Source organism: Microbacterium gawkjiense (assembly GCF_031932225.1).
GTDB classification, from domain to species: domain Bacteria; phylum Actinomycetota; class Actinomycetes; order Actinomycetales; family Microbacteriaceae; genus Microbacterium; species Microbacterium gawkjiense.
Window position 1 is genome coordinate 1,399,000 of sequence record NZ_JAUZVV010000001.1, and the last position, 18,208, is coordinate 1,417,207.

Below are 18,208 nucleotides of genomic sequence, written 5' to 3' on the forward strand. Positions count from 1 at the left end.
GCCCTACGAACCTCGATGGAGCCAGCCGAAAACGCCCGCCGAAACCAGGATTCGGACCACCTTTCCGGAGGGCGCCTCACCCATCTCGGCGACATGGGCCCAAAAACGATCGTTTCCGGCAGGCGCGCCGCTACGCTCTCAACCGGCTGCTGAAGCCTTCGGGAGACCGCCCGCCCCCGAAGTTGGATGACCTCGGGGGCGCACGTCATCCGATCATCTCGGTAAGCCAATCCCAGGCGCGAGTGATGAGCTCGCGGACGAGCATCCCAACAGCCGTTCGGACATCTGTGGAGCGCAAGCCCTGTCCCCGCCGGACGAGGTATCTTCGTGCAGGCCGGGCGCGCGGTCACCGTCCAGGTGCCGCTCGTGGAGGGGGCTGCACTCCTCGTCCCCGCACGGTCGTGAGAGGAGGTTCTGCATGAGCACCCGTACCGTTCAGCTGGTGGGCAGCGACGAGGAGATCATCGCGGTCGCGCGTGCCGCTCACGAAGCCATCGCCGCGGACCGCGGGCTCTCCAATCGACTGCTCCCCGCCGTGATGCGCCTGTCGCGGGAGCGCCGCGACTTCATATCCGGGCCGCGCGACGCGATCCCTGTCCCGCGCCGTTCGGACCTCGGAACAGGCTCCCACGACCGTGTCTGGGGCACTGTGCTCACCTTCGCGCTGCTGGCGGTCGTGACGGCGGCGTCGATGTTCCTGCCGCCCGTTCGCGGCGTCGTCGTCGACATCGAGATCGCGCTGCCGCTCGTCACCATCGCGACGCCGATCGCCGCCGTGCTGCTGGTGGTCGTCGGGTTCCTCGCCCGGCGGGCCTCGCCCTACCCCGCATACGTGGGGATGGTGATGACGGTGATCGTCGCCGTCGTCCTCGCGCTGCTCATCGGATACCGGATGATCGTCGGCACGGCATCCCGCGGCGTGCCCTTCACGCAGGAGCAGCTGGGATTGTGGTTCGTGGCTGGGGGCATCCTGCTGGTCGAACTGGTCGCCCTGGCGGTGATCTTCGCCCGCCGGCGCGGCAGCGCGACCAGCCCCGCGCGCGGTGCCGACGCGCGCGCCGACCGCAGCCGCGACGATCAGGCGCTCCGGAAGGAAGCAGTGCGGCTGGCCGCCTTCCGCCCGGATGCCGCAGACGCCGCCGCCCTGTCATCGCGATGGGAGGCGGCGCTCACCGCCGCGGACGCCTCCGACGAGACCCGCGCGCAGGCTCGGCGACTCGGCCCGGTGCCGTGGCTCGTCTGGGCGCATTTCGATGGCGAGATCGAGCTTCGGTGAACGTGCCACTCCCCCGGCCCGCTGACCTCAACCGTGACAGCGCCGAATTCCGCGCTCTGTGGCGATCCCACGACGTGCGCACCTACGACGCCGGCATCAAAGCCATCCGCCACCCCGTCGTTGGGGAACTCCACTTGACCTTCGAGGCCATGCCCCTCCCCGCCGACCCCGGCCAGAATCTGATCATCTACGGCGCAGAACCGGGGTCAGAGACCGCCGACCGGCTCCACCTCCTCGCAAGCTGGACCGCCACGACGAGAACCCCCCGCACCGCGACCTGACACACCGCGGTCGACCGCCCGTGCGAGAGCGCCCTCACAATGCGCGACGCCGTCTTCGAGCCCGCCAAAACCCTCAGCCAGAACCCGGTTGCGACCCACCTTTTCGGGAGGGCCGTTGAGGCGCACGGCCACGAAGCGCCGGAAACGATCGTTTTAGGCTCTGCGCGGCCAGGCAGTTCGTCGGCGGCCGCAAGAGCAGGTTTCGGTGGCAGCCTCTGCACGAGGTGCTCAGATCGCCACGACGAACGAGGCGCACTCGGTTGAATACGCCGGGGCTTGACCCTCTCACGGTGTCAGACTGTGGCATGGGATCACCATGTTGAGTATCGGAGAGTTCGCCCGCCTCGCCGGCGTTTCGGTGCGGATGCTGCGTCACTACGACCAGCTCGGTCTGCTGCGTCCGCAGAGGGTCGACCCCTTCTCGGGGTACCGCTCCTACGGCGCATCGCAGCTTGACCGTGCCAATCAACTGGTCGCGCTGAAGGACCTCGGCTTCACGCTGGAGCAGGTCGGCCGCATGCTCGACGACGGGATGTCGTCGAGCGAGGTCGCCGCGCTCCTGCGCGAGCGGCGGGTCGAGCTCGCGGCCCAGATCGACGCGGACCGGCAGCGCCTGCACGAGGTCGAGACGAGGCTCCGATCGATCGAGAAGGAGAATCCCATGTCCGAGTACACCGAGACTGCGCTGCCCGAGCTGACGATCGTGCAGCTGTCGGCGAAGGTCGACGAGATGTCCCAGATCGAAGGCGAGATCAGCGGAATGTTCCAGCAAGTCGGCGCGCTGATCGAGGCGTCGGGTGCGACGCGCGTCGGCCCGGGCGTCGCCGTCTACACGACGGTCGACGACGGCATGATCGCCGCGGCGGCCGAGCAGATCGGCGATGCGCCCGTGCCCGAGGGACTCGAGCGCGCGGTGGTGCCGCGGCATCCGCGTGCCGTCTCCACCCGCTTCGACGCGGCTGACCTCAGCGGCATCCAGGCCGCATGGCAGGCGCTCGTCGCCGAGATCGAGCGCCGCGGGCTGCGGTTCGACGGCGCGGCACGCGAGATCTACGAGCAGACGCCCTACGACGGTCACGGCTCGCGCTGGATCGTCGATCTGCAGCAGCCCGTGGCCTGAGCCTGCGTCACGCCCTCCAGCCGGGCTCATCGCCGAGGCCGGTGAGGATGCGGTCGGTGATCGTCCGCAGGTGCTTCTGCTCCGCGGCGGTGAGCCGGTCGAGCACCGCCCGTCTCACCAGATCGACGTGGCCGGGGCCCGCCGCGCGACGGACCTCGGCCCCCGCATCCGTGAGGATCGCGAGGGTGTAACGGCCGTCCGCGGGGTCGGTCTCACGGCGGAGGTATCCGCGGGATTCGAGGCGGGTCGCCGCGCGGGACAAGCGCGAGAGCGAGCTGTGGGCGTACCCGGCAAGCGTGCTCATCCGCAGCCGCCCGTCCTCGGCGCGGGACAGGGCGTAGAGGATGCCGTACTCGAAGTGCGTGAGTGCGGCATCCCTCTGCAGCTGAGCGTCCAGCGCCGCGGGCAGCCACTCGAGCAGCGTCGCCAGCGACGACCAGGTCTCGAGGTCGTCGGGGGAGAGGTCGTCGTCCGCAGTCACCTTCCGAGCCTATGTCATGACTTGCCTAGTCAAGTGATCCGGGCTACCGTCACTTGCTCAGTCAAGTGAAAGGCATCATCCATGGACTTCCAGCTGCGTGACACGCGCGCTCTCATCACCGGTTCGACGCAAGGCATCGGCTTCGCGATCGCCGAAGCCCTTGCCTTCGAAGGCGCCGCGGTCATCCTCAACGGACGGGATGCCGCCCGCACGCACGCGGCTGCGGATCGGCTCCGCGCGCTCGTCCCCGGAGCGGACGTCGACGTCGCGCCCGGGGACGTCGCCGACCCGGCTGCGCTCACGGGCCTGTCCGAGGTCGACATCCTCGTCAACAACGCCGGCACGTTCGGGCTGAACGAGTTCGCCGACGCCGACGACGCGGAGTGGCAGCGTTACCTCGACGTGAACCTGACCGCCGGCGTCCGCCTCTCGCGCCGAGTGCTGCCGGGCATGCTCGAGCGCGGATGGGGCCGCATCCTCTTCATCGCGAGCGAGTCGGGCGTGAACGTCCCGGCCGACATGATCCCGTACGGCGTCTCGAAGGCGGCGACGATCGCACTCGGAAACGGCCTCGCGAAACTCACGCGGGGCACGCAGGTCACCGTCAACACCGTGCTCGGCGGGCCGACATACTCGGACGGCGTCGCGACCGTGATCGAGTCGATCGCGGCGGCGCAGGGCGTGCCGGCCGACGCCGTCGCGGCATCCGTCATCGGTCGGAACACGACGACGCTGCTGCAGCGCTTCATTCGACCCGAGGAGATCGCGGCGCTCGTCGCGTTCCTGGCGAGTCCGCGTGCGTCGGCGATCAACGGCGCCGCGCTCCGCGCCGACGGCGGGGTGCTGACCGGGACGCTGTGACCCCGGCGGTCCGGGGACGCGAACTGTCGCGTCGAGGCCGCCCGCGCGACGAATCGCGTCCCCGGAACCCGGGCAGCGCACGTTCCAGGGACGCGAACTGTCGCGTGCGCGCCGTCCGAGCGACGAATCGCGTCCCCGGAACGGCCCCCGCGCCCCCGCGTCAGAAGACGATCGTGTGGTTCCCGTGGCGGATGACGCGGTCCTCGGAGTGCCAGCGCACCGCGCGGGACAGCACCTGGCGCTCGACGTCGGCGCCGCGGCGGACGAGCTCGGCGGTCGTGTCGGCGTGCGTGACGCGGATCGTGTCCTGCTCGATGATCGGGCCCTCATCGAGGTCGCCGGTGACGTAGTGGCTCGTCGCGCCGATGAGCTTCACGCCGCGCTCCTTGGCCTTGCGGTACGGCTCGGCGCCGATGAAGGCGGGCAGGAACGAGTGGTGGATGTTGATGACCGGCACCGCGAGCTCCTCGAGGAACTCCGGCGACAGGATCTGCATGTACCGCGCCAGCACGACGAAGTCGACGTTGCCCTTGAGTAGCTCGAGGATCTTCGCCTCGGACGCCGACTTGTCGGGGCCGGGCGTCGACGGCACGTGGAAGAAAGGCACCCCGAACGAGCGGACGTCCTCGGCCGACGACGTGTGGTTGGAGATGACCATCGGGATGCTGGTGGGCAGCTCGCCGCGACGGTTGCGCCACAGCAGGTCGAGCAGGCAGTGGTCCTGCTTCGACGACAGGATCGCCATGCGCTTGGGCACCGACTGGTCCGTCAGCGACCACTCGAGCTCGAACGGGGCGAGGGTCTCGGCGATCTCCGCCTCGATCGCGGGGCGCTGCGCACCGAAGCCGGGCCGGTGGAACACGACGCGCTGGAAGTACGCGCCGCCCCGGGGATCGTCGGAGTACTGGTCGAACTGCACGATGTTGCCGTCGATCCGCGTGATCATCGCCGAGACGGCGGCGATGATCCCCGGGCTGTCCTTGCCGTGCACGATGAGGCAGGCGTGGTCGGGGTGGAGCTGCGGGGCGGGCGACGTCATCCCTCGATTCTGCCCTGTGAGATGACGGATGCCGACCGCGTGACGCGCGGCATCCGTCAGCGCACGCCCTTCATGAGCGACAGCACCGGCTTCACGCAGACGAGCAGCAGCACGCCCATCGCGATCGAGATCCCGCCGAGCGTCGCGAAGTACGGCACCTCGTTCGTCGGGTCGTACAGCGTCGCGAGCTGACCGGCGATCGCGGTGCCGAGCGACACCGAGAGGAAGAACAGCGCGACCATCTGCGTCTGGAACCGCTCCGGCGCGAGCTTCGTCGCCGCCGACAAGCCGACCGGCGAGAGCATCAGCTCCGCGATCGTGAAGACGAGCAGGATGCCGACGATCGCCAGCAGCGGCGTCGAGTTTGCCCCGCCGCCGGCGAACGGCAGGAAGAGCAGGAAAGCGACACCCATGACGGCGACACCCAGCGCGAACTTCACCGGGGTCGAGGGCTGACGCGACCCGAGCTTCGACCAGACGGCCGTGAACACACCCGCCAGCAGGATGATGAACACCGGGTTGATCGACTGCACCCACGGGATCGGCATCTCCCAGCCGAACAGGTCGCGGTTCAGGCGCTCGGCCGAGTACAGCGTCACGACCGTGAACTGCTGCTGGTAGAGCGACCAGAAGACGACAGACGTGACGAACAGCGGCAGGAAGCCCCACACGCGGCTGCGCTCCTGCGTCGTGATCTGCCGGCTCAGCAGGATGACGGCGAAGTACGCGATCGCCGCGAGGATCACTGCCCCGATCACGATCAGCGCCAGGTTGTCGGCGCGGATGACACCGGTCAGGACCAGGACCACGATGACCACGACGGCCGCCGCGCCGATCCCCGCGAACAGCGGGTAGCGCCCGCGCGGCAGCGGGTTGGGGACGACGCGCGCTTCGGCGGGCAGGCTGCGGCGGCCGAACGAGTACTGCGTGAGGCCGAGCGCCATGCCGAGGGCGGCGAGCCCGAAGCCCCAGTGGAAGCCGAGGGTCGACTGCAGCAGCCCGGTGAGCAGGGGGCCGGCGAACGCGCCGAGGTTGATGCCGAGGTAGAACAGCGAGAAACCGGCATCCCGTCGCGGATCGTCGGCGGCGTACAGGGTGCCGACGACGCTCGTGGCGGTCGCCTTGAGCCCGCCGGATCCGAAGGCGACGAGGATCAGGCCGACGGTCACGCCCGCGAAGCCGGGGAGCAGCGCGAGGGCGATGTGCCCCGCCATGATGACGATCGCGCTGAGGAACAGGACGCGCTCGGCGCCGAGGATGCGGTCGGCGATCCAGGCGCCGAGGACGGTCGACAGGTACACCGCGCCGCCGTACGCGCCGACGATGCTCGCGGCGACCGTCTTGTCGACCCCGAGCCCGCCGTCGGTGACGGAGAAGTAAAGGTACAGGAGCAGGATGCCCTGCATGCCGTAGAAGCTGAAGCGCTCCCACATCTCGACGCCGAACACGTGCGCGAGCGCGAACGGCTGGCCGAAGAATCGGGTGTCGCGCGCTGCGGTGTCGTCGGAGGACGGGAGGTCGACGGGAGGTACGTTCCGCATTCGTCCCAGGCTAGGCGCGTGTCCTGGACGAGGCGCCCAGGTTGTGCCGCACCCCACGCGGGTGTATCAGTCCGCGTCGGCGGCGCGCGTCGCGTGCCGGTCGGCGACAAGGGTGTCGCGCACGCGACGACGGAGCACCTTGCCGATGAGGGATTTCGGCAGCTCCTCCCAGACGACGTAGGTCGTCGGCCGCTTGTACTCCGCGAGCCGCTCACGAGCCAGCTCGCGCGCGGCGGCCTCGTCGAAGGCGGCACCGTCCTCCAGGACGACGACCGCCGTGACGACCTCGGCGCCACCGCCGCGGGGGATGCCGACGACCGCCGTCTCAGCGACGCCCGGCGTCCCGGTCACGACCTGCTCGACCTCCGACGGGGCGACGTTGAAGCCGCCCGTGATGATGAGCTCCTTCTTGCGGTCGACGACCGTGACGAAGCCGTCCTCGTCCTGCTGCACGAGATCGCCGGTGCGCACCCAGCCGCCCTCGAGCAGTGTCGCCGCCGTCTCCTCGGGGCGGTTCCAGTAGCCGGCGAACACCTGCGGCCCGTGGATGAGCAGCTCGCCGGTCTCGCCCTGCGCCACCTCCTGGGTCGGTTCCTCCGGGTCGACGACCTTGATGTCGGTGGAGGGGAAGGGGATGCCGATGGCCCCGATGCGGCGCGACTCGTCGAACGGGTTGGCCAGGGCGATCGGGCTCGTCTCGGTGAGGCCGTACCCCTCGTTGAGCATGCTGCCGGCGAGCTTCTCCCAGCGCGAGACGACCGCGGGCGTGAGGGTCATCGCACCCGAGATCGAATACACGACGCGGCTCAGGTCGAGGTCGCCGTCGCGGGCGACCCGGGCCAGCCGGTCGAACATCGGCGGGACGGCGGGGATGAACGTCGGGGGGAACCGCTTCGCGGCATCCACCACCAGTTCGGGGTCGAACGTCGGGAACAGGACGGCGCGCGACCCGGTCTCGACGGAGTAGATGACCGACAGCAGCAGCCCGAAGGAATGGAACATCGGCAGCAGCCCGTAGATGCTGCCCTCGCCGTGTCGGAAGTCGGGCATCCACGCGGCGCCCATGCGAGCGTTGGCCCACAGGTTGCCGTGGGTGATCATGGCGCCCTTCGGGACCCCGGTGGTCCCCGAGGTGTACTGCAGGCACGCGAGGTCGTCGCGGCTCGGCCGCGGATGGCTCGCGGCCAGGGCGGGAGAGTTCTCGAGCCGCCCGAACGGGATCGTCCCGGGTGCAGCACCCGTGAGCTTGGCGCGCGACTCCCGGGCCTTCGCCACGGGGAGGCGCAGCAGCATCCGCGTCGTCAGCGGCATCGCGGTGGTCACGTCGACCGAGACGACGTCGCGGATGCCGAGCTCGGCCGGCAGCGAATGCACGAGCGGCGCCACCTTGTCCCACGCGATGACGGTGCGCGCGCCGTGGTCGCGGAACTGCACCTCGAGCTCGTCCCGCGTGTAGAGCGGGTTGTGCTCGACGACGACGGCACCGAGCCGCAGCACCGCGTAGAAGGCGATGACGTGCTGCGGCGCGTTCGGCATGATCAGTGCGACGCGGTCGCCGGCGCCGACGCCGAGCTTCCGCAGGCCCTCGGCGACGCGCGCGACCCGCGCCCCGAGCTCGTCGTAGGTCACCGTCCGGCCGAAGAACGCGATCGCGTCGCGCTCGCCGTATTGGGCGACGCGCTGCTCGAGCAGATCGACGAGCGAGCCCGTGACGGGTTCGATGTCGACCGGCGTGCCGGCGGCGTAGAAGCGGTTCCAGGCGCGGGTCTCGTTCAACTGCACGGCGACGATCCTAGGCAGCGGAGGTGGCGAGCGCGTGCCCCTTGCTCGCGAGGGGCACGCGCGCAAGCGTTCGCGGCGACGGATGCGGCCTGCGACGCTCGAGCGATGATCACCGATGCGCACCCCGCCCCCCGGGACCACGACACCGGTTTCTTCGGCGACCTGCCCCGCACGGACTACGGGGTCGTCGTCGGCAACTGCCAGGCCGAATCGGTGCGCCTCGTCCTCGATTCCGACGAGCTGCCGCTCGTGCGCGTCCCTCCCGTGTACCTGCTGGATGCCGCCGCGACCCGCCGCCTGCACGAGGTGGTCGCGGGCGCCGCGGCGCTCATCGCGCAGCCGGTGAAGGACGACTACCACGGGCTTCCCCTGGGGACGCGGCAGCTCGCGGCATCCCTCCCGCCGTCGGGCCGGGCGGTCACCTTCCCGATCGTCCGCTTCACCGGCCTGCACCCCTTCCAGGCCGCGCTGCACGTGCCGGGCGTCGAGGAGACGCCGCCGCTCGTCGCGTACCACGACGTCCGCACGCTCGCCCTGGCGGCCGGGGCGCCCGTGCGGGAGCGGCTCGACCCCGACGGCGTCCGCGCCGAGGCCGCCGCCTCGCTCGCCGAACTCCGCCGGCGCGAGGAGACCCTCGACGTCGCGGCGTCGGATCTGTTCGCCGAGCCCCGGTTCGACCTCGTCCGCACGGTGAACCATCCGGGCAACGAGGTGATCCTCGCGCTCGGCGACCGGATCCTGCGTGCGCTCGGCCGCGACGGTGTCGCGCGCGACCCGGGCCGACCCCTCCTGAACGCGGTCCACGCGCCGCGCGAGGACTGGGTGATCGACGCGTGGGGTCTCGACGCCCACGCGGTCCCGGACTGGACGGTCGACGGGCGACGCGTCGACCCCGCCGAGGTCCGCGACGCGCACCTCGCCTGGTACCTGGAGCACCCGCAGTTCGTCCGCGGCGCGGTCGACCGGCTGCGGCCCACGCTGGAGCGCTGGCGCCGCTGATCGGCGTAGCGTGGCGGCATGGCTGACGGGCTCGACATCCGCGAACTGCACACGATCGACGAGATGGTCGCCGCGAGCGGCGTGTTCGAAGCGGTCTGGGGTTCGCCCGACGGCGGGATGCCGCCCAACCTGCTGCGCGCGCTCGAGCACTCCGGCAACTACGTCGTCGGCGTGTACGACGGCGACCGCATGATCGCGGCGTCGGCGGCGTTCTTCGGGCCCCCGGCATCCCGCAGCATGCACTCCCACGTCACGGGTGTGCTCCCCGATGCGCAGGCGCGGGGGATCGGGCGGGCGTTGAAGGCGCACCAGCGCGAGTGGGCGTTCGCGCGCGAGGTCGGCACGATCACCTGGACCTTCGACCCGCTCATCGCCCGCAACGCGCACTTCAACCTCGCGGTCCTCGGCGCGCGGGTCACCGACTACCTCGTCGACCACTACGGCGACATGGGCGACGCGATCAACAGCGGCGACGAGAGCGACCGGCTGCACGTCGCGTGGCACCTCGCCTCGCCGGTGCCCACGCCCGACGCGGCCGAGGTGGTCGCCACCGTCGCGATCCCGACCGACATCGAGGCGCTCCGTCGGACGGATCCGGATGCCGCGGCCCGGGCGCGCCACGAGGTGCGCGCCGCGTTCCGGGCGCAGCTCGACGCGGGTCTCGTCGTGGGCGGGTTCCGCACCGGCGAGGGCTACCTCTTCGTCCGGCCGTGACGCCGCGCGTAGCCTGAGCCCATGCCGCTCGCCCAGACCGCCGCATCCGTCCGCCTCGACCGACTCGAGTTGCGGATCCTGCGCATCCCGCTCGTCGCGCCGTTCACGACGTCGTTCGGGACCATGACCGACCGCGAGGTCATCGTCGTGCGCGCGCGGACCGACGCGGGTGACGGCTGGGGCGAGATCGTCACACAGAGCGCGCCGGTCTACTCGAGCGAGTACACGCAGGGCGCGTGGGACGTCGCGACCCGCTGGCTCGGCCCGGCCCTGCTGCAGCGCGGAGAGTTCGCGCCCGAGCAGGTCGCCCCGACGCTCGATCCGTTCGTCGGCCACCGCATGGCGAAGGCGGGTCTCGAGCTCGCCGTCCTCGACGCGGCGCTGCGCTCCGAGGGACGCTCGTTCGCGTCGTACCTCGGCGCCACGGCGGCGACGATCCCGTCGGGGGTGAGCGTCGGCATCCAATCCGACCCGGCGGCGCTCGTCGAGACCGTCCGCGGCTATCTCGACGAGGGGTACGTCCGCATCAAGATCAAGATCAAGCCCGGTCGCGACATCGCCGAGACGGATGCCGTGCGTTCCGCGTTCCCCGAGATCCCGCTGCAGGTCGACGCGAACTCCGCCTATACCCTCGCCGACGCCGACACCCTGGCGCAGCTCGACCGCTTCGGTCTGCTGCTCATCGAGCAGCCGCTGCAGGAGGACGACATCGTCGACCACGCCGCCCTCGCCCAGCAGCTGAAGACCCCGATCTGCCTCGACGAGTCGATCACCTCGGCGAAGGCCGCGCGTGACGCGCTGGCCCTCGGCGCGACGACCGTGATCAACGTCAAGGCGGGCCGCGTCGGCGGCTACCTCGAGGCGCTCCGCATCGCCGACCTCTGCGAGGCGGCAGGGATCCCGGTGTGGTGCGGCGGCATGCTCGAAACCGGCATCGGACGTGCCGCGAACGCGGCGCTCGCCGCGCACCCCGCGTTCACGCTGCCGGGTGACGTCTCGGCATCCGCTCGGTTCTACACGGAGGACCTCGTGACGGAGCCGGCCGTCCTCGAGGACGGGCACGTGCGGGTACCGACCGGTCCCGGGCTGGGCGTCGAGGTCGACCTCGATGCGCTCGAGCGATTCACCGTGGCGCGCGAGACGCTGCGGCGCTGAGGGCGCTCAGGTGGGCGTCACCACCAGATGCCGCCGCCGAGCGAGATCCCACCCCAGGTGAGCAGGACGAAGATGCCCGCGAAGACGACGGGCGCGATGCCCTTCCCTCGCCGGGCCAGACCCTTCAGCAGAGCGATGATGACGAGCACGGCCGCGATGAGCGACAGTCCGCCGCCGAGGATCAGCCCGATGAAGGCCGGAATCGGCATGAGGATGAGGCCGAGGAGCCCCACCCAGAAGGCGGCCCAGGCGGTCGGGTTCGAGCGGCGTTCGGTGGCGTAGGACATGGACCCATCCTCCCCTGAGGCGTCGGATGCCGCGATGGGGCTGTCCCGAAGGATCGGGCGTGCTAGTGCGCGAGCAGGTCGGCGTGCGCGGACCGACCGAGGTACAGCGCGACGGCGTCGCGGCTCTTGGTGAGGCAGGCGAGGCGGTCGTCGAGTGCCTGCAGCTCGGCGGCGAGCTCCTCGGCGAGGGCGCGGGTGCACGACGGGGGCCGGGTGGCGCGGCAGTCCGCCTCGAGGTCGAGGACGACCTTCACCATGCGCGTCGAGAGCCCTGCCTGGATCAGGCCGCGCACCCGCTGCGCGCGCTCCACCGCGTCATCGTCGTACTCGCGGTAGCCGTTGTCCGCGCGTTCCGAGGCGAGCAGGCCCTGCTCCTCGTAGTAGCGCAGCATCCGCTGCGGGATGCCGGTGCGCGCCGTGACCTCGCCGATCCTCATCGCGTCCCCGATCGCCGCTTGACCTTCACATTGATGTGAGACTCTACGCTCGAGGCATGAGCACGTCCACCGCTTCGGTCCCCACCACGGCCACCAGTGCGCCGCGGTTCCCGCTCGGAGCGCTGCTGCTGCTCAGCCTCGCCGTCTTCGTGACCGTGACGGCGGAGTCGCTCCCTGCGGGCCTCCTGCCCGAGATGGTCGCGGGGCTCCAGACCGACCCGCTCGGCGTGGGTCTGCTGATCTCGGTGTGGGCGCTGACGGTGATCGTCACGAGCATCCCGCTCGCCCGTCTGACCGCGCGGTTCGATCGGCGGCTCGTCGCCGCGGGGGCCCTCGCCGCCTTCGCGGTCGCGAACGCCGCGACCGCGCTCGCCCCGACGTACGAGGTCGCCGTCGCGACCCGCATCGCGGCGGGTGTCGCGCACGGCCTCTTCTGGGCGATCGTCATCGTCTACGCGACGTCGCTGCTGGCGCCTTCGCACCTGGGGCGCGGGCTCGCCCTGGTGACGGCGGGCGGCACGGTCGCGACGCTCGCGGGCCTTCCGGCCGGTGCGCTCATCGCGCAGCTGCTGTCGTGGCGCTGGTCGTTCGGCGTGCTCGCGCTCGTCGCGTTCGCCCTCGCCGCGGCGATCGCGATCCGGCTGCCGCGGCGGACGCCCGAGCCGGCGCTACCCCGTGCGGAGCGTCCGACCGGAGCGGATGCCTCGCTCCTCCCCATCGTGCTCTTCGCGGCGGCCGCGCTCGTGTTCGCCCTCGCCCAGTTCGGGACCTTCACCTACGTGCGCCCGCTGCTCGAGGTGGCGGCGGGGGCTCCGGCCGCCCAGATCCCGGTGCTGCTGTTCGGGTACGGCGCCGCCGGACTCCTCGGTGTCGTCGCGGCGGGCCCGTTGGCCGACCGGTGGCCGCGGGCGTCGCTCGTGGTCGCCCTCGCGGGTCTGGCGGCGGCCTTCGGCATCCTGAGTGTGGCGGCCGACACCCCGCTCATGTACGTCGCGCTCGCGGTGTGGGGTCTCACGATCGGCGCCTACTTCCCGCTGCAGCAGTCGATGCTGATGCGCATCGCGACCGATCGCACGCGGACGCTCGCCAGCGCCGGCACCGTCGTCACCTTCAATGTCGGCATCGCCGCCGGTCCCTGGCTCGGCGACCTCGTCGGCGGCGCCGCTCACCCGACGGGAGCCACCGCGCTCTCGGCCGGTGCGGTCCTGATCGCCCTCGCGCTCGTCGTCGCCGCGCTCCTCACCGCCACGCCCCGCCGCCTCGCCTGAGTGCCGGCGTCAACGGATGCAAGAGATCCGCCCCGACACGCCGTCCACCGAGCGGACGCCGCGGCGCGTCGCGCGAGATCCATTGCATCCCGTGACACCGATCGCCCGCGCCCGACGTCCGAGCGCCCCCGAACCGTCCCGTCAGCGCGGCAGCGAGGGGTGCGCTTCGTGCGGGTCGCGTCGCTGCGGGATGAACAGGGCGACGCCGAGCGCGACGACGGCGGCGCCGAGTCCCAGCGCGAACGAGACCTGGAAGGCGGCGGGTGTCGGCACGGCGACCCCGTTCTGCACGGTCGACAGTCCTGCGAGGACGGCGCCGACGACCGCGGCCGCGATCGACGTGCCGAGCGAGCGGAACAGCGCGTTCAGCCCGTTCGAGGCACCCGTCTCGCTCTGCGGCACCGAGCGCATGATGAGCATCGGCATCCCGGCGTACCCGAACCCGATGCCCACGCCGATGAGCAGGTTCGCGACGAGGATGTGCCACACCTCCGACGCCCACACCAGCGAGTACGCGTAGGCGACGATCAGCGCGCTCGCGCCCATGATGAGCAGCACGCGGGGCCCGATCGTGCGGGCGAGGCGTCCCGAGAACGGCGACAGCACCATCATCACGAGGCCCGCGGGCATGACGATGAGGCTGGCCTGGAACAGGGTGAGCCCGAATCCGCCGACGGATGCCGGCAGTTCGAGCATCTGCGGATACGACACGTTCGAGCCGAACAGCGAGAAGCCCATCGCCACCGAGGCGAGGTTCGTCAGCAGCACGGCCGGCCGCGCGGCGACCCGCAGGTCGAGGAGCGGCTCGCGGATGCGCAGCTCGAACCAGCCCCACAGCAGCAGGACCGCGAGCCCGCCGAGGCCGAGCGCGAGGGTCGCGGGCGACGTCCAGCCCCACTCGTTGCCGCGCGAGACGGCGAGCAGCACACCGGTGAGGCCGACGGCGAGCCCGGCGGCGCCGGCGAAGTCGAAGCGTCCCGCCGTGCGCAGGACGCTCGGCGGCACGATGAGGGCGACGAGCACGAACACCACCGCGCCGAGCCCCGCAGCCATCCAGAACAGCACGTGCCAGTCGCTCGTCTCGGTGATGATCGCGCTGACCGGCATGCCGACCGCGCCGCCGACACCGAGCGTCGCCGACATGAGGGCGATCGCGGCATCCACCCGGTCCTCGTGCAGCACGTCGCGCATGATCGAGATCCCGAGCGGCACGACACCCGTCACGGCACCCTGCAGCGCACGACCGACGATCACGCCGCCGATCCCGGGGGAGAGGGCGGCGATGACGGATCCCACGATGAGCAGGCCGAGCAGCACCAGCACGATGCGGCGCTTACCGTACATGTCGCCGAGGCGCCCCGCGATCGGGGTGAAGACGGCCGCGGCCAGCAGGGTCGCCGTCACCACCCACGCCGTGTCCTCGCGGCTCGCGTTCAGCAGCTCGGGCAGCTTCGACTGGATCGGCACCACGAGGGTGAACATGAACGACGACGCGAGACCCGCGATCGCCAGGACCGCGACGATCGCGCCCTGTCGTGGCATCCGGGTCAGTCTGCGTCTGTCGTCCGGGGCCATCCCTCCAGGCTATCCCCGGCGCGCGCTGCCGGACGCGCTCAGCCCGCGCTGCGCCAGGCGTCGGACTCGAGGTGCGACCCGGCCTGCGGCCCCATCTGCAGCATCCCGCCGTCGACGACCCACGTCGCCCCGGTGACGTACGACGACGCCGGCGACGCCAGGAAGGCGATCACGTCCGCGATCTCCTCCGGCTTACCCGGACGCGGGATCGGGATGCCGGGGCGATGCGTGTTCTCGGCGTCCTCGGCATCCATGTCGTTGATCGGTGTCGCGATCTCGCCGGGGGCGACCGAGTTGACCGTGATGCCCTTGGCGCCGAGCTCCTGCGCCATCGTCTTCACGAGACCCTCGAGGCCGTGCTTCGACGCGACGTACGCGGCCGACCCGACCCGCGGCTGCGAGCCGTGCACGCTCGTCACCGCGATGATTCGTCCCTCCTGACCGGCATCCGCCATCAGCGTCGCCGCCGTGTGCATCCCGACGAACGCGCCGTCGAGGTTGAGGCCGACGACCTGACGCCACCCCTCGATGTCCATCTCGAGGAAGGGGCCGCCGGTCCCGCCGCCGGCGTTGTTGACGAAGACGTCGAGCCCGCCGAGCTCGGCGGCGAGGCCCCGGATGACGCCGGGCACCGAGTCGAGGTCGGTCGCGTCGAACTGGGCGACGACGGCGTTCCGGCCGCGGCGGCGCACCTCGGCGGCGGTCTCTTCGGCGCCCTCCTGGTCGGAGTGCCACGTGACCCCGACGTCCATGCCGGCGTCGGCGAGGGCGAGGGCGGTCGCCCGTCCGATGCCGGAGTCGGAGGCGGTCACGATGGCGCGGCGAGGGGTGAAGGTCATGCCGCCGACGCTACGGACCGCGCCGCGGACAGGGGGCGGGGTTGACAGCGGCGGGCCGCCCCGCAACACCCGTCCGCGTCAGCGCCCCGCAGCCGCCTGCAGCCGCGCGACCTCGTCCTCGGACAGCAACGCACGCGGCATGACCGCGACCCCGCCGGCCCACGAGCCGACCTTCAGCAGGAGCGCGTCGCCGACCGCATCCACCCGGCGGAACGCCGTCAACCGGATCTCGCTCGTCCCGAGCGCCGACGTGGCGTGCAGCGCGTCGTCGGTGAGGGTCGCGCTGGCAACGGAGCCGACCGGGTACGCCCGGAGGATGGAGGATCGCACCGCCACCCACGACACGATGACCGTCGCGCTGATGAGGACGACGAGCGCGACGCCCACCCACGCGGCGCCGTCGCTGCCGGTCGCGGTGAGGAACACGCTCAGCGCCACGACGACGGCGGTCGCGCTCAGGAGCAGGATCCACGACGGGCGACGAAGCTGCCAGCGCAGGAACCCGCGCGCCAGTCGGGGGGCCAGGTGCTCGTCGACGACCAGCGACCTGCCCCCCTCGGCTGAGGTCACACGGCGTCCGGGGACGGCGCGGCGGGCGCGGCCGGCTCGGCGGCCGGGGCGGTCGCGGACTCGGCGACCGGCGCCGCGGGCTCCGCCGACGCACGGCGGCGCAGCGGGGCGGAAGCCTGCGCGTCCTGCTCCTGCTGCAGCCCCTGGGCGATGCCGCGGCCGGTGGCCTGGCCCTGGATGATGCCGCGCAGGTCGATGCCCGTCGCCGCCTGAACGGCGTCGAAGGTGGCGCGCATGCTCGAGGCGCTCTCGCCGGCGATGTGGCTCGACGCGCCCTCGCCGCCGAGGACCGTGATCGACCCGACCTTGTCGAAGCCGCGGGCGAACTCGGTCATGAGCGGCACGAGGGCCTCGATCGCGCGCTGCGCGAGCAGCGCCTCCTGGTTCTGCGCGATGGCCGCGGCCTCGGCCTTGATCGCCTCGGCGCGGGCCTCACCCTCGAGCCGGATCGCGTCGGCCTCGGCCTGGGCGCGAAGGCGCGTCGCCTCGGCTTCCTGGGCCGCGATCTGCGCGCGGGCCTCGGCGGCCTTGACCTGCGTGTACGCGTCGGCGTCCGCCGAGCGCTGGCGCTCGTAGAGCGACGCGTCGGCGACCTTCTTGACGTCGGCGTCGAGCTGGGCCTGACGGTTCTCGGCCTGCTGCAGGAGGACCGCCTGCTCGCGCTCGGCGCGGGCGAGGGCCTCGGCCTGCTCGGCCTCGGCGCGGGCGCGACCGACCTCGGCCGAGGCCTGGGCGGTGTTGCGGTCGTACGCGGTCTGCTCGATGAGGTTCGCCTCGTCGGTGGCGATCTGACGCGCCTTGACCTCGCGGGCCGCGTTGATGCGGGCGACCTCGGCCTCGCGGCGCACGCGCTCGACCTCGGTGGCGCCGAGGGCGTCGATGTAGCCGTTCTTGTCGGTGACGCCCTGGATCTGGAACGAGTCGAGGATGAGGCCCTGCGCGAGCAGGTCGCTCTTGATGCCCTCGGCGATCTGGTCCGACAGCTTCTGCCGGTCCTTCATGAGCTGCTCGACGGTCAGGGTCGCGACCACGCCGCGCAGCGCACCCTCGAGCTGCTCGGTGGTGAACTGCTCGATCGCGCCGTCCTGCGAGAGGAACCGCTCCGCGGCGCGACGGACGAACTCGGGGTCGGAGCCGATCTTGACGAGTGCGACACCGCTGACGTTGACGGTGACGCCGTTGGATGCCTGTGCCGTCGGCTCCATCTTGATCTGGCGCGCGCGCAGCGAGATCATCTCCGCGCGCTGCGTGAGCGGGTTGACCAGGGCGCCGCCGCCGGTGATGACGGAGATGCGCGAGGAGTCCCCCGAGGCGCTCTTCTGGTTGCGACCGACGATGACGAGCGCCTGGTCGGCCTTCGCGACCTTGTACCAGGCCCGCAGCACCACCATGAAGATGATGATGAAGACGATGACGGCGACGACGATGATGCCGCCGACCACAAACGCGCCTCCCGCGATGAGTGCATCCATAAGTGAGTTCCCCCGTGAGTCTCGATGTCCTTCGTGCGGCACGGCGAACGTGCCCACCTCGAACGTATCGGTTACTCCAGCCGCGTGACGAGGTTCGCGGCATCCCGCCCCTGCCCCCTACGCTGGCGCCATGACGATGCCGCCGCCCCCGCCGCCCGCGCAGCCCTACCCGGTCGCGCCGCCGCTGCGTCCCGAGGACGAGAAGCTGTGGGCGACGCTGACCCACCTGAGCGGCATCTTCCTCTCGTTCGTGGGCGCGCTCGTCGTCTACCTCGTACTGCGCGACCGGGGGCCGTTCATCCGCGCCCACAGCGCCGCCGCCCTCAACTTCCAGCTCACGGTGCTCATCGCCGCGTTCGTGTGCATCCCACTGTCGTTCATCGGCATCGGGTTCCTGCTGCTGCTCGCGGTTGGCGTCTACGCCCTCGTGATCGAGATCGTCGCGGCCGTGAAGGCGAGCCAGGGGCAGTGGTACACGCCGCCCCTCAGCATCCGCTTCGTCTCCTGACCC

19 protein-coding genes are annotated in these 18,208 nt (G+C 71.4%); 9 read left to right on the top strand and 10 right to left on the bottom strand.

Translation table 11 applies throughout. The features are described from left to right. Window positions 1–418: 418 nt before the first annotated feature. The 3 genes from Q9S71_RS06780 to Q9S71_RS06790 all read left to right on the top strand — a co-directional run bounded on the left by Q9S71_RS06780 (window position 419) and on the right by Q9S71_RS06790 (window position 2,677). Entirely contained in the window at window positions 419–1,276 is an 858-nt protein-coding gene (locus Q9S71_RS06780; RefSeq protein ID WP_311861336.1) for a hypothetical protein, read from the top strand. A 2-nt stretch (window positions 1,277–1,278) separates the two neighbouring features. Next, on the top strand, window positions 1,279–1,557 hold the full coding sequence (locus Q9S71_RS06785; RefSeq protein ID WP_311861337.1) for an MmyB family transcriptional regulator: 279 nt from the start codon (window positions 1,279–1,281) through the stop codon (window positions 1,555–1,557). A 316-nt stretch (window positions 1,558–1,873) separates the two neighbouring features. After that, complete coding sequence (locus Q9S71_RS06790; protein WP_311861338.1) at window positions 1,874–2,677, top strand: MerR family transcriptional regulator; 804 nt, start codon at window positions 1,874–1,876, stop codon at window positions 2,675–2,677. 7 nt (window positions 2,678–2,684) lie between these two features. Here the strand turns inward: Q9S71_RS06790 and Q9S71_RS06795 are convergent, their stop codons facing one another. Continuing rightward, complete coding sequence (locus Q9S71_RS06795) at window positions 2,685–3,158, bottom strand: MarR family winged helix-turn-helix transcriptional regulator (protein ID WP_311861339.1); 474 nt, start codon at window positions 3,156–3,158, stop codon at window positions 2,685–2,687. Between the two features lie 81 nt (window positions 3,159–3,239). Between Q9S71_RS06795 and Q9S71_RS06800 the strand changes: the two genes are divergently transcribed. Further along, entirely contained in the window at window positions 3,240–4,019 is a 780-nt protein-coding gene (locus Q9S71_RS06800) for an SDR family NAD(P)-dependent oxidoreductase (protein WP_311861340.1), read from the top strand. 160 nt (window positions 4,020–4,179) lie between these two features. Here the strand turns inward: Q9S71_RS06800 and purU are convergent, their stop codons facing one another. The 3 genes from purU to Q9S71_RS06815 all read right to left on the bottom strand — a co-directional run bounded on the left by purU (window position 4,180) and on the right by Q9S71_RS06815 (window position 8,381). Further along, the gene (purU, locus tag Q9S71_RS06805; RefSeq protein ID WP_311861342.1) at window positions 4,180–5,058 is read right to left on the bottom strand and encodes a formyltetrahydrofolate deformylase; all 879 of its coding nucleotides are present in this window, start codon (window positions 5,056–5,058) and stop codon (window positions 4,180–4,182) included. 56 nt (window positions 5,059–5,114) lie between these two features. Continuing rightward, a complete protein-coding gene (locus Q9S71_RS06810) occupies window positions 5,115–6,599 on the bottom strand; it encodes a peptide MFS transporter (RefSeq protein ID WP_311861343.1) in 1,485 nt (494 codons plus the stop codon). A 66-nt stretch (window positions 6,600–6,665) separates the two neighbouring features. Further along, entirely contained in the window at window positions 6,666–8,381 is a 1,716-nt protein-coding gene (locus tag Q9S71_RS06815; RefSeq protein ID WP_311861344.1) for a long-chain-fatty-acid--CoA ligase, read from the bottom strand. Window positions 8,382–8,486: 105 nt separating this feature from the next. Between Q9S71_RS06815 and Q9S71_RS06820 the strand changes: the two genes are divergently transcribed. Genes Q9S71_RS06820 through menC form a run of 3 tightly spaced genes read left to right on the top strand, consistent with a single transcriptional unit; the run spans window position 8,487 to window position 11,249 of the window. Further along, complete coding sequence (locus Q9S71_RS06820; protein WP_311861345.1) at window positions 8,487–9,380, top strand: WcbI family polysaccharide biosynthesis putative acetyltransferase; 894 nt, start codon at window positions 8,487–8,489, stop codon at window positions 9,378–9,380. 18 nt (window positions 9,381–9,398) lie between these two features. Beyond that, window positions 9,399–10,094 carry a GNAT family N-acetyltransferase gene (locus tag Q9S71_RS06825; RefSeq protein WP_217532412.1) on the top strand — a complete coding sequence of 232 codons (696 nt, stop codon included), beginning with the start codon at window positions 9,399–9,401 and terminating at the stop codon, window positions 10,092–10,094. Window positions 10,095–10,115: 21 nt separating this feature from the next. Next, window positions 10,116–11,249: an o-succinylbenzoate synthase gene (gene menC, locus Q9S71_RS06830; protein WP_311861346.1), complete on the top strand. Its 1,134-nt coding sequence runs from the start codon at window positions 10,116–10,118 to the stop codon at window positions 11,247–11,249. A 17-nt stretch (window positions 11,250–11,266) separates the two neighbouring features. Here menC and Q9S71_RS06835 read toward each other — a convergent pair whose 3' ends face one another. Beyond that, window positions 11,267–11,536: a hypothetical protein gene (locus Q9S71_RS06835; protein ID WP_311861347.1), complete on the bottom strand. Its 270-nt coding sequence runs from the start codon at window positions 11,534–11,536 to the stop codon at window positions 11,267–11,269. A gap of 62 nt (window positions 11,537–11,598) precedes the next feature. Next, the gene (locus Q9S71_RS06840) at window positions 11,599–11,973 is read right to left on the bottom strand and encodes a MerR family transcriptional regulator (RefSeq protein WP_311861348.1); all 375 of its coding nucleotides are present in this window, start codon (window positions 11,971–11,973) and stop codon (window positions 11,599–11,601) included. A gap of 56 nt (window positions 11,974–12,029) precedes the next feature. Here Q9S71_RS06840 and Q9S71_RS06845 point away from each other — a divergent pair, with 56 nt between their 5' ends. Next, window positions 12,030–13,241, top strand: coding sequence for an MFS transporter (locus Q9S71_RS06845; protein ID WP_311861349.1), 1,212 nt, complete (start codon window positions 12,030–12,032; stop codon window positions 13,239–13,241). A 141-nt stretch (window positions 13,242–13,382) separates the two neighbouring features. On the opposite strand, the gene Q9S71_RS06850 is transcribed toward Q9S71_RS06845, so the two are convergent. From Q9S71_RS06850 to Q9S71_RS06865, 4 genes are all read right to left on the bottom strand, one after another. Then, the gene (locus Q9S71_RS06850) at window positions 13,383–14,783 is read right to left on the bottom strand and encodes an MFS transporter (RefSeq protein WP_217532420.1); all 1,401 of its coding nucleotides are present in this window, start codon (window positions 14,781–14,783) and stop codon (window positions 13,383–13,385) included. Window positions 14,784–14,854: 71 nt separating this feature from the next. After that, window positions 14,855–15,655 (bottom strand): SDR family oxidoreductase, encoded by an 801-nt coding sequence (locus Q9S71_RS06855; RefSeq protein WP_253036028.1) that lies wholly within the window; start codon window positions 15,653–15,655, stop codon window positions 14,855–14,857. Between the two features lie 78 nt (window positions 15,656–15,733). Beyond that, complete coding sequence (locus Q9S71_RS06860; RefSeq protein ID WP_311861351.1) at window positions 15,734–16,225, bottom strand: hypothetical protein; 492 nt, start codon at window positions 16,223–16,225, stop codon at window positions 15,734–15,736. Beyond that, the gene (locus Q9S71_RS06865; RefSeq protein ID WP_217532426.1) at window positions 16,222–17,697 is read right to left on the bottom strand and encodes an SPFH domain-containing protein; all 1,476 of its coding nucleotides are present in this window, start codon (window positions 17,695–17,697) and stop codon (window positions 16,222–16,224) included. The genes Q9S71_RS06860 and Q9S71_RS06865 overlap by 4 nt, the downstream gene beginning before the upstream one ends. 130 nt (window positions 17,698–17,827) lie before the next feature. On the opposite strand from Q9S71_RS06865, the gene Q9S71_RS06870 reads away from it, so the two are divergent. Next, complete coding sequence (locus Q9S71_RS06870; RefSeq protein WP_311861352.1) at window positions 17,828–18,205, top strand: DUF4870 domain-containing protein; 378 nt, start codon at window positions 17,828–17,830, stop codon at window positions 18,203–18,205. Window positions 18,206–18,208 lie beyond the last annotated feature (3 nt).